12 protein-coding genes are annotated in these 13020 nt (G+C 65.1%); 3 read left to right on the top strand and 9 right to left on the bottom strand.

Features of this window, described 5'->3' with window-relative positions; translation table 11 throughout:
- Nucleotides 1-74: 74 nt before the first annotated feature.
- The 3 genes from ACE103_RS41090 to ACE103_RS41100 form a co-directional block, all read right to left on the bottom strand.
- Nucleotides 75-941, bottom strand: a complete 867-nt coding sequence (locus ACE103_RS41090; protein ID WP_375777593.1) for a DMT family transporter — start codon at nt 939-941, stop codon at nt 75-77.
- A gap of 139 nt (nt 942-1080) precedes the next feature.
- Nucleotides 1081-1806 (bottom strand): acetoacetyl-CoA reductase, encoded by a 726-nt coding sequence (gene phbB, locus ACE103_RS41095; RefSeq protein ID WP_375777594.1) that lies wholly within the window; start codon nt 1804-1806, stop codon nt 1081-1083.
- A gap of 168 nt (nt 1807-1974) precedes the next feature.
- The gene (locus tag ACE103_RS41100) at nt 1975-3153 is read right to left on the bottom strand and encodes an acetyl-CoA C-acetyltransferase (protein WP_223972027.1); all 1179 of its coding nucleotides are present in this window, start codon (nt 3151-3153) and stop codon (nt 1975-1977) included.
- 313 nt (nt 3154-3466) lie between these two features.
- Between ACE103_RS41100 and phaR the strand changes: the two genes are divergently transcribed.
- Nucleotides 3467-4057 (top strand): polyhydroxyalkanoate synthesis repressor PhaR, encoded by a 591-nt coding sequence (phaR, locus tag ACE103_RS41105; protein WP_375777595.1) that lies wholly within the window; start codon nt 3467-3469, stop codon nt 4055-4057.
- Nucleotides 4058-4147: 90 nt separating this feature from the next.
- Here the strand turns inward: phaR and ACE103_RS41110 are convergent, their stop codons facing one another.
- Complete coding sequence (locus ACE103_RS41110; RefSeq protein WP_375777596.1) at nt 4148-6505, bottom strand: acetamidase/formamidase family protein; 2358 nt, start codon at nt 6503-6505, stop codon at nt 4148-4150.
- A 395-nt stretch (nt 6506-6900) separates the two neighbouring features.
- Between ACE103_RS41110 and ACE103_RS41115 the strand changes: the two genes are divergently transcribed.
- The gene (locus ACE103_RS41115) at nt 6901-8355 is read left to right on the top strand and encodes an acetamidase/formamidase family protein (protein WP_375777597.1); all 1455 of its coding nucleotides are present in this window, start codon (nt 6901-6903) and stop codon (nt 8353-8355) included.
- Nucleotides 8356-8399: 44 nt separating this feature from the next.
- Here the strand turns inward: ACE103_RS41115 and ACE103_RS41120 are convergent, their stop codons facing one another.
- Nucleotides 8400-10091, bottom strand: a complete 1692-nt coding sequence (locus ACE103_RS41120; protein WP_375777598.1) for a putative bifunctional diguanylate cyclase/phosphodiesterase — start codon at nt 10089-10091, stop codon at nt 8400-8402.
- A 259-nt stretch (nt 10092-10350) separates the two neighbouring features.
- On the opposite strand from ACE103_RS41120, the gene ACE103_RS41125 reads away from it, so the two are divergent.
- Nucleotides 10351-10608 carry a hypothetical protein gene (locus ACE103_RS41125; RefSeq protein WP_375777599.1) on the top strand — a complete coding sequence of 86 codons (258 nt, stop codon included), beginning with the start codon at nt 10351-10353 and terminating at the stop codon, nt 10606-10608.
- A 16-nt stretch (nt 10609-10624) separates the two neighbouring features.
- On the opposite strand, the gene ACE103_RS41130 is transcribed toward ACE103_RS41125, so the two are convergent.
- From ACE103_RS41130 to mtgA, 4 genes are all read right to left on the bottom strand, one after another.
- On the bottom strand, nt 10625-11095 hold the full coding sequence (locus ACE103_RS41130; RefSeq protein ID WP_375777600.1) for a YybH family protein: 471 nt from the start codon (nt 11093-11095) through the stop codon (nt 10625-10627).
- 19 nt (nt 11096-11114) lie between these two features.
- Nucleotides 11115-11747, bottom strand: coding sequence for a hypothetical protein (locus ACE103_RS41135; RefSeq protein WP_375777601.1), 633 nt, complete (start codon nt 11745-11747; stop codon nt 11115-11117).
- Nucleotides 11748-11946: 199 nt separating this feature from the next.
- Nucleotides 11947-12132, bottom strand: coding sequence for a 50S ribosomal protein L32 (gene rpmF / locus ACE103_RS41140; RefSeq protein WP_021077536.1), 186 nt, complete (start codon nt 12130-12132; stop codon nt 11947-11949).
- Nucleotides 12133-12289: 157 nt separating this feature from the next.
- Entirely contained in the window at nt 12290-12961 is a 672-nt protein-coding gene (gene mtgA, locus ACE103_RS41145) for a monofunctional biosynthetic peptidoglycan transglycosylase (RefSeq protein WP_375781288.1), read from the bottom strand.
- Nucleotides 12962-13020: the final 59 nt, after the last annotated feature.

The raw sequence follows: 13020 nt of genomic DNA on the forward strand, positions 1-13020 counted from the left end.
CCATACTCACGATCGTGGTTATGGATTCCGGGCCCATCGCTTCGCAATGTCCCGGAATGACGACGGATGGGATGTCATCGCTTCAACACCATATCCTTCGCCGCGATCAGCCCACCGCCGGCGATCAGGATCGCGGCGATCGCGATGTTGGCGCTGGGCTTGGCGAAACCCGCGGCAATCAGGAACGCGGTCGAGAGCAGCGGCGTGGCATAGGACGCAGCACCGAGCACGCGGATGTCGCCGCGCTTCATGCCGATGTCCCAGGCGAAGAACGCGGCGCCCACCGGGCCGATGCCGAGCGCGATCACTGCGAGCCATTGCAGCGGTGTCGCGGGCCACACCGTGGTCTCCACCAGCATGTGCACCAGCGCGGCAAGTATGGCTGTCGCGAGGCAGAAGCCCGCCACCGCATCTGTCGGCACCGCCTTGAGCCGGCGCGACATCACCGAATAGGCGGCCCAGACGAACGCCGCGACGAAGGCCGCCGCGAAGCCTGGAATCTGCGCTCTTGTGAAGGCGCCGGTGTTGCCGGCGAACAATAACACGGTGCCGGCAAGGCCAAGCAGCGCGCCGATGATGTGATGGATCGCCAGCCGCTCGCCCGGCAACAGCGACGAGAACAGCACGATCAACAGCGGCCAGAGATAGTTGAGCAGGCCGGCTTCGGCCGGCGGCGCGAAGCGCAGGGCCAGGAAATACAGCGCGTGATAGCCGAACAGGCCACCGACGCCGACGAGCCAGGCAGTCGGCGACTGCTTCAATGCACCGAACGCCGCGGGGCGGAACAGGAAGCTTGCGAACGCAACCGCGGCGCCGATCGCAAACGTCATCGCGGCGAGCTGGAACGCCGGGATCGCCCCGGTCGCGACCGTCATGACCGACAGCAGCGACCACATCAGGATGGCGGTCAGTCCGACAAGGGTGGCAGTTCGGGTCGTCATCTGAATTCAATCCGTCGCGGCCGGGCCAGCCACGTCTTGGCTTCGCGCCTCGCGGTTGTAACGACGAAAATGCCCGGCACAAGGCCGGGCATCACGACTTCGTTGATCGAGCGCCTGCGACGCGACGACGCTTCTCGCGTCAGGCGTGATACTGGCCGCCGTTGATGGTCAGCGTCGAGCCGGTGATGAAGCCGGCGTCGTCGGCCGCGAGGAAGACCACGGCCCGCGCGATCTCCTCGGGTTCGCCGAGCCGGTTGACCGGAATCTGCGGAATCACGTTCTTCTCGAGCACGTCCTTCGGCACCGCCTGCACCATCTCGGTGTTGATGTAGCCCGGGCAGATCACGTTGACGGTGATGCCGCCCTTGGCGTTCTCCAGCGCGAGCGCCTTGGTGAAGCCGATGTCGCCGGCCTTTGCCGCCGAGTAGTTGACCTGGCCGAACTGGCCCTTCTGGCCGTTGACCGAGGAGATCGAGATGACGCGGCCGAACTTGCGGGCGCGCATGCCCTCGATCACCGGGCGCGTCATGTTGAACAGCGAGCCGAGATTGGTGTTGATCACGGCAGTCCACTGCTCCAGCGTCATCTTGTGGAATGCGGTATCCTTGGTGATACCGGCATTGTTGACGAGCACGTCGACCGGGCCGAGATCAGCCTCGACCTGCTTGACGCCGGCCGCGCAGGCGTCGAACGATGCGACGTCCCACTTGTAGACTGGGATGCCGCTCTCCGCCTTGAACTTCTCCGCCGCGGCGTCGTTGCCGGCGTAGCTCGCCGCCACTTTGTAGCCCGCCGCTTTCAGCGCCTTGCTGATCGCAGCTCCAATGCCCCGCGTTCCGCCCGTCACCAATGCAACACGTGCCATATCCGTCTCCTCCTTGGCCGTCTTTTATAACCGGATCACTCCGGTCCTCGCACTCACAACACCTCAAAACAAAAATGCCCGGCACAAAGCCGGGCATCTTTTCTATCAGTTCGCGCCGTGGTTGACAGATGATCTTTTCATCACCTAACCGGCCTCGCTGCCTCTTGTTCAGTCGCGTGCAACGCACATAGCGATGCCCATGCCGCCGCCGATGCAGAGCGTCGCGAGGCCCTTCTTGGCATCGCGCTTCTGCATCTCGTGCAGCAGCGTCACAAGGACGCGGGCGCCCGACGCGCCGACCGGATGGCCGATCGCGATCGCGCCGCCGTTGACGTTGACCTTGGCCGGATCCCAGCCGAGGTCCTTGTTGACGGCGCAGGCCTGCGCGGCGAACGCCTCGTTGGCCTCGATCAGGTCGAGATCGGCGATGTTCCAGCCGGCCCTCTTCAGCGCCGCGCGGGAGGCGGGGATCGGCCCGGTGCCCATGATCTTGGGGTCGACGCCGGCCTGGCCCCACGAGACGATGCGGGCGAGCACCTTCTTGCCCTGCTTGGCGGCTTCCTTGGCGGTCATCAGCACGACGGCGGCGGCGCCGTCATTGATGCCCGAGGCGTTGCCGGCAGTGACGGTGCCGTCCTTCTCGAAGGCGGCGCGGAGCTTGGCCATCGCATCGATCGTGGCGCCATGACGCGGATATTCGTCGGCGTCGACCACGATGTCGCCCTTGCGGGACTTGATGGTGACCGGGACGATCTCGTCCTTGAACCTGCCGGCCTTCTGCGCCGCCTCGGCCTTGTTCTGCGAACCGACCGCGAACTCGTCCTGCTGCGAGCGGGTGATCTGGTACTGCTTGGCGACGTTCTCGGCGGTGTTGCCCATGTGGTAGCCGTTGAAGGCATCCCACAGGCCGTCCTTGATCATGGTGTCGATCAGCTCGAGGCCGCCCATCTTGACGCCGCCGCGCAGATATTGCGCATGCGGGGCCATGCTCATCGATTCCTGGCCGCCCGCGACCACGATCGAGGAATCGCCGTTGAGCAGCGCCTGGTAGCCGAGCGCCACCGTGCGCAGGCCCGAGCCGCAGAGCTGGTTGACGCCCCAGGCCGGGCTTTCCACCGGAATGCCGGCCGCGATCGAGGCCTGGCGAGCCGGGTTCTGGCCCTGCGCCGCCGTGAGGATCTGGCCCATGATGACTTCGGAGACCTGACCACCTTCGACGCCGGCACGCTCCAGCGCCGCCTTGATGGCGATCGCGCCGAGGTCGTGGGCCGGTGTGGTGGCGAACGCGCCGTTGAAGCTGCCGACGGGGGTGCGGGCGGCGCTGACGATGACGACATCGTCTGACATGGACATCTCCTATGGGTTGTAGCTGGGTTTCTCGACGGCGGGCGGCCGGTTTGGCGGGCCTGTCTCTTGACGGCCATCCTGTAAACCTCGTCGAGACATGTCAATCGAACTGTCACGCAAAACACGCCGCGACGCACTCAAAATGGCGCTCTTGGCACATTCCTGAGCAAATCCTATGCTTTGGAATTAACCGCAAAGCACAAAACGGTAGCCGAAGCGCTTTGAAAATGCTTACCTTTGCTGCGATGCGTTGCATTTAGCCCAGCGGCGATGCTGCCGGGTTCCAGGTCCTTCGGTGTTGAAGTGTGAGCCCATGGCAAAATCTGAACAACCGACCACGATCAAGAAATACGCGAACCGGCGGCTCTATAATACCGGTACGAGCACCTATGTGACGCTCGAGGATCTCGCGGCGATGGTGAAGGAAGGCGAGGATTTCCTCGTCTATGACGCCAAGACCGGCGACGACATCACCCGCTCCGTGCTCGCGCAAATCATCTTCGAGCAGGAAAACAAGGCCGGGCAGAACCTGCTGCCGACCACCTTCCTGCGCCAGCTGATCCGCTTCTATGGCGACAGCATGCAGATGGTGGTGCCGAAATATCTCGAGCAGTCGATCGATACGTTGACCCGGGAACAGGAGAAATTCCGCAAGCAGATCGCGGGCGCCCTGAGCGGGACGCCGTTTGCGCCCCTGGAAGAACAGGTCCGCCGCAACATGGAGCTGTTCCAGCAGACCTTCTCGATGTTCAAGCCGTTCGTACCGCAGCGCGGCGGCACTGAACCCGAGAAGGTGCCCGAGCCCGCGGCCGACGACGGCAACATCGACGACCTTCGCCGCCAGATGAAGGACATGCAGGAACGCCTTGAGCGCATGTCGCAGCCGGCGAAGAAGGACGAGTAGGTCTCGTCGAGGTCTTCTTGCAGGTCTTCTGGTCGATCGGCCGGACCGCCATCACTTCGAGAATGCTGACGGCGACACCTTTGGCCGGCGTCAGGTGCCGCCGAACATGCTCTTGCGGACGATCGCGTGCACGCCCCAATTGCCGTCGGCAACCTGCGTGACGCCGAAATCGACGCCGAGCGAGATCAGCGCCAATGCCTCGTCCTCGCTGAGGCGATAGCACTCCATCAGGAATTTGCGCGTCGCCCGGAACGCATTGCGCAGCGCGAGATCGACCGACGAGCGCTGGTAGATCTCCGATTGCGCGTTGCGGCCGAGCTCGCGCAGATAATTGCCGTAGCTGAAGCCGTGCAGGATCCACGCCTCCGGCGTTTCCAGCAGCGGATGCGCAAGCCCCTCGACATGCGGCTTGGTTTCCTTGCCGCTCTTGTGCACGACGAAGCGAAACTGGCCGGTGAGCGATAGTTCGAGGGCAGTGCCGTTGACCTCGCCGTCGCCTTGCGCGAAATGCGGATCGCCGATCGAGAACAATGCGCCGGGCACGGCGACCGGCAGGTAGAGCGTGGTGCCCTTGGTGGCGCGCCAATTGTCGACATTGCCGCCGAAATAACCCGGCGGAATCGAATCGATGATGTCGGATTCGCGCGGCGCCACCGCCATGAAGCCGAAATGCAGCCGCGCCGGAATCCGCACGCCGGCCAGCACGCCGGGCTGCTTCTCGATGGTGGCGTGATCGACCGGCACGCCCGGATAGTCCATCGTCTCGTGGCGCACGCCGAACGGATCGGTCTGCGGCGTCCAGCGATAGGAATAGACAGCCTGCGCCCATTCCGCGCGCGCATCCGTCTCGAAGATCGTGATGGTCTCGCGCTTGGCCGGCGACTCGATCAGATCGTTGTACTGAAAGCCCCACCAGGCCGCGGCATTGCTGCCGAACGACTTGCCGGCGAACGCCGGATTGGCCGAGGGCCGCGGCCAGATATCGAGGATCTGCACCTCGAGCACATCGCCCGGCTCCGCGCCGCAGACATGGATCGGGCCGGTGCAGATATGCACGCCGAACCCTTCGCCGGCGCCACGGCCGAAGATCGAACCGTCCATCGGGCCCGCGCCCCGCCGTTCGACCGACTTGCCCTCGGCGGTCCAGTGAAACACGCTCTCCGCGCCGGGATCGCCCTTGATCATGCGCTCGTAGTCGTCGAAGGCGTGCTGGGTCAGCGTCTCGATCGTCACCAGCGCGCCCGACTGCACGCTCATGACCGGCGGAATGGCGCGGCTGAGATAGCCCCAATGGGCGGTCTCGCGGGACACCTTGAGATGGTGATGCGACGCGCCCCGCCCTTCCGGCGTCGTCATGGGCGGGTCAACCGGCAAGGCTGGCTCTTGCTGCGAGATGACCTCGCGCGCCGCTGGGCTCGGCGCGAGCCGGAGCAGCGTTGCGGTGCCGCGCGCCAGCCGCGGCCGGCCGCGGGTCCGCTCGCTTTCCACATCGCGCGGCACGGCCTTGCGGAAGTCGCGCGGCGAGGTGCCGTAGGTCGCGCTGAACATGCGGCTGAAATGCGCCTGATCGGTGAAGCCCCAGCGGTAGCTGATCTCGGCGATGCGCTGATCGGCATAGTTCGGATCGATCAGATCGTTGCAGCAGCGCTCCAGCCGCCGCTCGCGCACATAAGCCGAGAATGTCGTGCTCTGCCGTTCGAACAGCCGTTGCAGATAGCGTTGCGAAAGCCCTTCCTGGCGCGCGATGTCGGCGATGGTGAGACTTGCATTGCCGAGTTGGGCTTCGATCGCGGCATCGACCCGCCTTAAGTGGCCGGCCTGGACTTGCGTCATCGTCTCGGCGTCGAGCCGGGTCTCGCCGAGCAGCGCACCGGCGACGAGCTCGGTGATCGCGACCTCGGCGGTGGCGAGATCGGCCTTGTCCAGGATCGCGAAATTGCCGCCCAAGGTCCGCATCACCGGACGGGCGGACGCGGCGGCAATCGTCGCGCCGAGCACGGCCGGCAAACGCAGGCGATTATGGCCGAGCCGGCCGAGCAACCGCCCGCGCGGCAGTTCGAGCAGCACGATCTCGAAATCCTCGCGCAAGGTCATGCGCCACGGCGATTGCAGGTCGCACACCGCAATGTCGTTGTCGGCGAACTCGCAACTGCGTTGGCCGGACGTAATGCTGCCGCGGCCGTAAGCGTGGAAGATCATGGCGACCCGCGCCGGAAGTGCAGGCGATGCCGCATGACCATTGCAGATGATCTGCTGCTCGGTGGAACGCAGCAGCGCAAGCTGCCCGCCGCTCGTCGAGTGCTTCGCGGTCAACTCGCCGAACTGGAACTGGCCCGCCTCCGGCAATTCGCAATCGAGCTGCAATCCGGCCAGCGCCTCGCGCCAAGCCTCCCGCCGGTTTTGCCGCGGGATCGCATCGACCGAAACCCGATAGGTCGTCGCGACCATCACCCCTCCAGGCCGGCGCTCCGCAGCCTTCAAGTCACAGAGCCGTGAAGGCAGCGTGCACCGATTGCAGGGAGGCGGCAAGCATGTTGCAGCGGCACGGATTGCCCAGCCTTCATGCAATGAACGGTCGCGGCCACTCTCGCGCGGCAATGCGGTCGCCCGCGAACGCAGTGCAACTTGATCGAATGCGCCCAAATTCTTGACTGTGCCGGCCATGCCGCGATGCGAAGGCGGCCGCAGCGGACGCTCTGCACGCCTTTGCACATGCTTTCGCGCCGCGCGGATGACAAGCGCGGCTACAAATTATTGGGCGCGCCCGGTCATGTCGGAGTGGCGCGGCGCCATGCACTCTCACCCGCACTTCGATCCAAGGGAAAGCAGAGGGAGAGCTCAGGATGTGCGCAGGTGACGACAAGAACTGCCCGGACTTCGAATTGCATCATCGCCAATTCAAGGAGACGCTCGACCGGGAACGCCGCTCGTTCCTGCGCTCGAGCTTCGCGGCGGCGGGCGGCGCCGCGGCAATGACCGCCGGCGGCATCTCGCTGGTGACGCCGAAGATGGCGGCCGCTGCCGAGAAGCATCAGCCGGCACAGCGCGCCTATCACCATTTGCCGGCGAATGCCGACACCGTGCATTGGGGCTATTTCAGCAAGACGCTGAAGCCGCGGGTCGAGATCAATTCCGGCGACTTCATCACGATCGAGGCGCTGACGCACCACGCCAATGACGATGCCGAGCGCATGGTGAAGGGCGATCCCGGCGTCGAGAGCGTGTATCTCTGGACCAAGGAGAAGAAGGGCGTGAACCGGCGCGGCGCCGGCCCGATGGATGCTTCGCTGTTCGGACGCGGTGCGGGCGAAGGCCTCGGCGTGCACATCTGCACCGGGCCGGTGTTCGTGCGCGGCGCCGAGGAAGGCGACGTGCTCGAGCTGCGCATCATCGACGTGGCGCCGCGGCCCTGTGCCAACCCGAAATATTCCGGCAAGGCGTTCGGCAGCAACGCCGCGGCGTCGTGGGGCTTCCACTACAAGGATCTGCTCACCGAGCCGAAGCCGCGCGAGGTCGTCACCATCTACGAGGTCGATGCCACAGGCGAACGCAACTGGGCGCGCGCCGTCTACAACTTCACCTGGACGCCGCAGACCGATCCGTCCGGCGTGGTGCACAAGACCATCGATTATCCCGGCGTGCCGGTCGATCATTCGACGGTCAAGGAGAACCACGGCATCCTGAAGAACGTGCGCATCCCGGTGCGTCCGCATTTCGGCGTGATCGGGCTCGCGCCCAAGGAGGCCGAGTTCGTCGATTCGATCCCGCCGAGCTACACCGGCGGCAACATCGACAATTGGCGGATCGGCAAGGGCGCCACGATGTACTATCCGGTCGCGGTCGAGGGCGGGCTGCTGTCGGTCGGCGATTCTCACGCCTCGCAGGGCGATTCCGAACTGTGCGGCACGGCGATCGAATGCTCGCTCAACGGCACCTTCCAGATCATCCTGCACAAGAAGGCGGACCTCGCCGGCACCGCGCTGGAAGCACTCGACTACCCGATGCTGGAGACCCAGGACGAATGGCTGGTGCACGGCTTCAGCTTCGCCAATTATCTCAGCGAGCTCGGCACCAGTGCGCAGACCGAGATCTACAAGAAATCGTCGGTCGACCTCGCGCTGCGCGACGCGTTCCGCAAGATGCGCAAGTTCCTGATGACGACGAAGAAGCTGACCGAGGACGAAGCGATCTCGCTGATCTCGCTCGGCGTCGATTTCGGCGTCACCCAGGTGGTCGACGGCAATTGGGGCGTCCATGCGGTGATCCGCAAGGACATCTTCGCCGGTGGCGACAGCTGACGAAGTGAAATTCTGGAGCGCGGTGATCAGCCGATCATCGCGCTTCAGCCCGCGGCCGGCACGGCCTTCTCCACCGGAGCGTTCCACGGCCGGTCCGGCGAGGCGAGGCCGATCAGGCGGCCCTGGATGAAGTCGCAGCCCCATTCGCGCAGCATCACAGCGGCTTCCTCGTCCTGCACCCATTCGGCGACGGTCTTGATTTCAAGGCGGCGCGCAAGATCGATCAGCGTCTGCACGAAGGCGCGGTCGTCCGCCGAACGCACGATGTTCTGCACGAAGGCGCCGTCGATTTTGACAATATCGACGCCGAGCTTGCGCAGATTGCGGAACGAGGTGTAGCCGGCGCCGAAATCGTCGATCGCGATCCGGCTGCCGAAATTCTTCAGCCGCGTGACGAAGCCGCGGACGTCGTCGATATCCTGGATCGCAACCGTCTCGGTGATCTCGACGATCAGCCGTTCGCCGACGCCGGGATGCGCACGCATCAGCGATTCGATGGTGGCCCACCAGTCCGGATCCATCGTGGTGTCCGGCGAGATGTTGAGGCTGAGCTGCACGCTCGGCGCGGCAGCGAGCTCGGCGATCGCAAGCTCGAGCACGCGATGATCGACCATCCGGATCAGGCCGAGCCGCTCGGCAACCGGCACGATGTCGGGCGCGAGCAGCGCGCGGCCGTCATCCTGCTCCATACGGACCAGGCACTCGTAGAACGAAGGCTGCCGCGAGCGCGCATCGACCACCGGCTCGAAACCGATCACGATGCGGCGCTCGTTCAGTGCGGTGACAATCTCGTCGGTGACGCGGATGTTGACGCGGCGCTGGGCGTCGCGCTCGACATTCGGCTTCCACAGCGCGAACGATCCGGCGCGACGGCTCTTGGCGGCGTCCAGCGTCTCCTGGGCACGATTGACCGCCTCCTCCGACGACTTCGCATGGCGCGGGATGGTGACGGCGCCGATCGAGACCGTTACCGACACCGGGCCGGACCTGGTCGGCACCACCTCGTCGCGCACCGCGGCGAGGAATCGCTCGGCGGCGACGTTGGTGTCGTCGACGGTGCAGTTGCGCAGGATCAGCCCGAACTTGTTGCCGGAGAAGCGGCCCAGCATGTCGCCGCCGCGCAGCCGCGCGCGAATCCGTTTCGCCACCTCGGCGATGACGGCATCCGCGACATCGAAGCCGAAGGCATCGTTGACCCGCGCCAGATGATCGATGCCGATCAGCATGAAAGCACATGAGGTACGGAACCGCGCGCACTCCTCGATGGTCTCGGCGAGCGAGGCGATCAGATGGGTGCGGTTGAGCTCGTTGGTCAGCGGGTCGTGCCGCGACAGCTTCACGAGTTGCTCGTCGCGGGCATGCCGCTCATTGTTGACGCGGACGACGCCCTGCACGCGCGCCGGCCTGCCGTCAGCGTCGGCAAACCAGCAGCCGGTCTCCTCGATCCAGATCACCGGCGCCGAGGTGACGGCCCGCACGCCATATTCGATCCGGTAGGGCACGCCCTCGCCGCCCCGCGCCGATCCGGTCTGGCCGAGCGCATCTGATCGGACCGAGCGCATGGGCTCGATCAGCTTTGCGAGCTCGGTACCGCTTGCGAGCGCCGCGATCGGGATGTCCGGGAAGACCGTCGCCACATTGTCGCTCCAGGCAATCGCATCGCTCGCCAGGTCCCAGGCGAAAGTCGCTTGGCCGAGCGAGGCGAGGATGCTGGCAGCTGGCGGGACAGGGAGCATCGAACATGTCTCGATTTGGGACGGCACCCGGTGATTCTATTACACTCTCAAGATAGTGGTTCCGGCGAATCCAACGCTAGGAGAACTTGATAAATAATCTGGAAACCACGTTTTCGACTGCCGCGGAACGAACTGGGGATGGCGGGCATGACCCTTGCCATGAGGGTATTGCAGAGGGACGCAACGTCCCAAACTATGACGTTCCAACGGGTCACAGGCGATGCTCGATATCGATCAATCAGAGGTCCAATCAGAGATCTTGGACGGCGAGTTCACCGATACTCCCGAGGCGACCGGCACGGCTCTGGTGCCGCTGGCCGCGACCACGCATTGGGCGCCCAAGATCCCGCTGGCGCATGCCGATCCGTCGTTTGTGGCCCATCTGATCGCCACCGCCGCCCATGAGCCGCAAACCTGCGTGCTGCGGCGTGGGTCATTGGCCGACGCGCAGAGCGCCTACGGCCCGCATGTCGACGAACGCCGCAGCGTCGCGCGGCGGACAAGGCAAATCATCTAGCCCATCATCTTGGGGATCAGCGGGCCTTGGCGGGCCGGTTGCCGTGGCTGTCCTGCGGCACGCCGCGGCGCAACGACATGTGGGAATGGATGCCGAGCCAGCGGCCGTCGGCCTGACGCGCGAGAATGATCGTCGCCCGCCCTGGCCGATCGAAGCGGCTGCCGTCCGCATGGAAGCCGGTGCTCGTCCATGGCGTGATCACCGTCGCCATGCCGCCGTCGGCGCTGATCAGCACCTCGGTATGCGCGAGATCAAAGGCGAAATCCGCGGTGCGGGGCCAGACATTGTCCCATTGCATCTCGGTCCAGCGCTCGCGGCCGTGGATCAGCTCCTGATAGGTGCCGAACGAGATGATGTCCGAATGCCAGAACGGACGGGCGGCCGCATAATCGACCGCCCTGACGCAGGCGGCGAACCGTTCGAGCCAATCAAAGATCGATCGAGTGGTCGTCGAATCGGCGATCGGAAGGGCCGTTTCTCCGCTCATGATCGTCCTCGATAACGTTCTAGCGTTGCGGCGTGCCTGGCGATGGCTGGCCGCCGGGCTGCAAATCCGGCGAGGTGACGGTGGGCTTGGGCGCGGACTGATCGAGCAGCACGGATTCCGCAACTGAAGTCGCTGGCGGAACCGGCGCGGCGGGGGCCGGTGTGACGACGGGTGCAGGCTCGGGCCGCGGCGGCGCAGGCTCCACCGCAGGCGCGGGCCGCGGCGTCTCGACCGCCGCGGGCTGTGACTTGCCGACCGGCGCAGGCGCCGGTGCAGCGACCACCGCGCGGCGGCGGGTGCGCAGCGCAATTCCGGAAATGAAATCGACCAGCGCCAGCAGCGTGAGCAGGCAATAGGTCGAGTTGCCGAATTTCGGCCAGAGCACGAATTCGGCGGCGGCCGCGCCGAACACAATCAGCGACAGCAGATGGTCGGTGAGATATTTCGCGCCGGGGCGCGCGCCCTTGATGACCTCGAGCAGCAACAGCAGCACGCCGGCGGCGAGCAGCATGTCACTGAGCGTGATCTGCCATTGCTCGCCCGACAGCAATGTCAGCCTGATCAGCGGATCCGTGAAGGACACGCCGGGCATCAGGAAGGCGATGATGTTGTAGACCGCGAGCGGAACGAGCAGCAGCGGAAAACCGACCATCGGGCTTGCGCCTTATTCAGGGAGAACCAGCAATGCGGCGATGCTCAGTGGCCTCGCCGCCGACGCGCCCGTGTTGACCGCACTCGTTGGCCGAATTCAGGCGCAGCGCGATCTTGATTGGAGGATGATATTTCCGGAAAACCGCTAAGCACTTTTCCGGATCATGCTCCCGCCAGCGGCGCGACAGCCGAAAGTCCGATCAGGACTCTTTCTTGGCCTTCAGGACCTGGCGGCCCTTGTACATGCCGGTCTTCAGGTCGAGGTGGTGCGGACGGCGCAGCTCGCCGGAGTCCTTGTCCTCGACATAGGTCGGGGTCTTGATCGCATCGGCCGAGCGGCGCATGCCACGGCGCGACGGCGAGGTTTTTCTTCTGGGAACGGCCATGACGGTGTCCTCTAGGGTGTTGCGGAGGCATCGTCCGAAATGCGGACGGGCTCAGCGCTTCGAAGCGCAAGCTGCGATGCCGGTAAGGCCGCGCTTATAGAGGAAGGGACTGCGTAAATCTAGGCCCGGAGACAGCAAAATCCGCCCGAAATCGCGCTCAGAAGCCGCGATTTTCGCGCCAGCAGCGGGTCACCGAGTTGGCCCGGACCATGTAGGTGCCGGACAGCCTGCGGACCCCCGGACCCGGGTTCCGGGCGCTCCTTTTGACCGGATTCGGCAGAATCGCCGCCAAAAGCGCCGCCTCCCGGGGTGACAGCTCTGCGGCCGGCCGGCCAAAGGCATATTGGGCACCGGCCTCGGCGCCAAACTGCCCGGATGGCCCCATTTCCGCGATGTTGAGGTAGATTTCCAGAATTCGCTGCTTCGGCAGCACGAAATCGATCCAGAGCGCCAGCGGCAGCTCCAATCCCTTGCGGATCATGCTGCGGCCGGGCCACAGGAACAGGTTCTTGGCCACCTGCTGGGTGATGGTCGAGCCGCCGCGCGCCGCCTCGCCGTCCCCGGCATCGTCGATGACCTCGCGCAGCGCCCCCCAATCGATGCCCCGGTGCTTGCAGAAATGGGCGTCCTCCGAGCCGACCACGGACCGCGGCAGGTAAGGCGACATGGCGCCGAAATCGATCCAATGCCGTGTGACCGGGGCCCCTCGCAGGGTCCGCCACGCCATCAGGGCCGAAACTGGCTGACCGGTGCGGTAGAACGGCGTCACCAGATAGGGCAGCAACAGCAGGGCCAGCAAAAGCAGCAATAAAATCCGGACAATGCGCAAAGCTGGGGTTTCCGGGGAGGACCTTTCCAGGGAGGATTTGGGAGCCTTCAGCCAGAACA

Source organism: Bradyrhizobium sp. ma5, assembly GCF_042258955.1.
Taxonomy (GTDB): Bacteria; Pseudomonadota; Alphaproteobacteria; order Rhizobiales; family Xanthobacteraceae; genus Bradyrhizobium.

What these genes read in the sequence shown, in the direction of transcription:
- ACE103_RS41115 (WP_375777597.1), top strand. Translation starts at nt 6,901, where the DNA reads ATGTGCGCAGGTGACGACAAGAACTGCCCGGACTTCGAATTGCATCAT.
- rpmF (WP_021077536.1), bottom strand. Translation starts at nt 12,132, where the DNA reads ATGGCCGTTCCCAGAAGAAAAACCTCGCCGTCGCGCCGTGGCATGCGC.
- ACE103_RS41130 (WP_375777600.1), bottom strand. Translation starts at nt 11,095, where the DNA reads ATGAGCGGAGAAACGGCCCTTCCGATCGCCGATTCGACGACCACTCGA.
- ACE103_RS41090 (WP_375777593.1), bottom strand. Translation starts at nt 941, where the DNA reads ATGACGACCCGAACTGCCACCCTTGTCGGACTGACCGCCATCCTGATG.
- ACE103_RS41100 (WP_223972027.1), bottom strand. Translation starts at nt 3,153, where the DNA reads ATGTCAGACGATGTCGTCATCGTCAGCGCCGCCCGCACCCCCGTCGGC.
- ACE103_RS41120 (WP_375777598.1), bottom strand. Translation starts at nt 10,091, where the DNA reads ATGCTCCCTGTCCCGCCAGCTGCCAGCATCCTCGCCTCGCTCGGCCAA.
- phaR (WP_375777595.1), top strand. Translation starts at nt 3,467, where the DNA reads ATGGCAAAATCTGAACAACCGACCACGATCAAGAAATACGCGAACCGG.
- phbB (WP_375777594.1), bottom strand. Translation starts at nt 1,806, where the DNA reads ATGGCACGTGTTGCATTGGTGACGGGCGGAACGCGGGGCATTGGAGCT.
- ACE103_RS41110 (WP_375777596.1), bottom strand. Translation starts at nt 6,505, where the DNA reads ATGGTCGCGACGACCTATCGGGTTTCGGTCGATGCGATCCCGCGGCAA.
- ACE103_RS41135 (WP_375777601.1), bottom strand. Translation starts at nt 11,747, where the DNA reads ATGGTCGGTTTTCCGCTGCTGCTCGTTCCGCTCGCGGTCTACAACATC.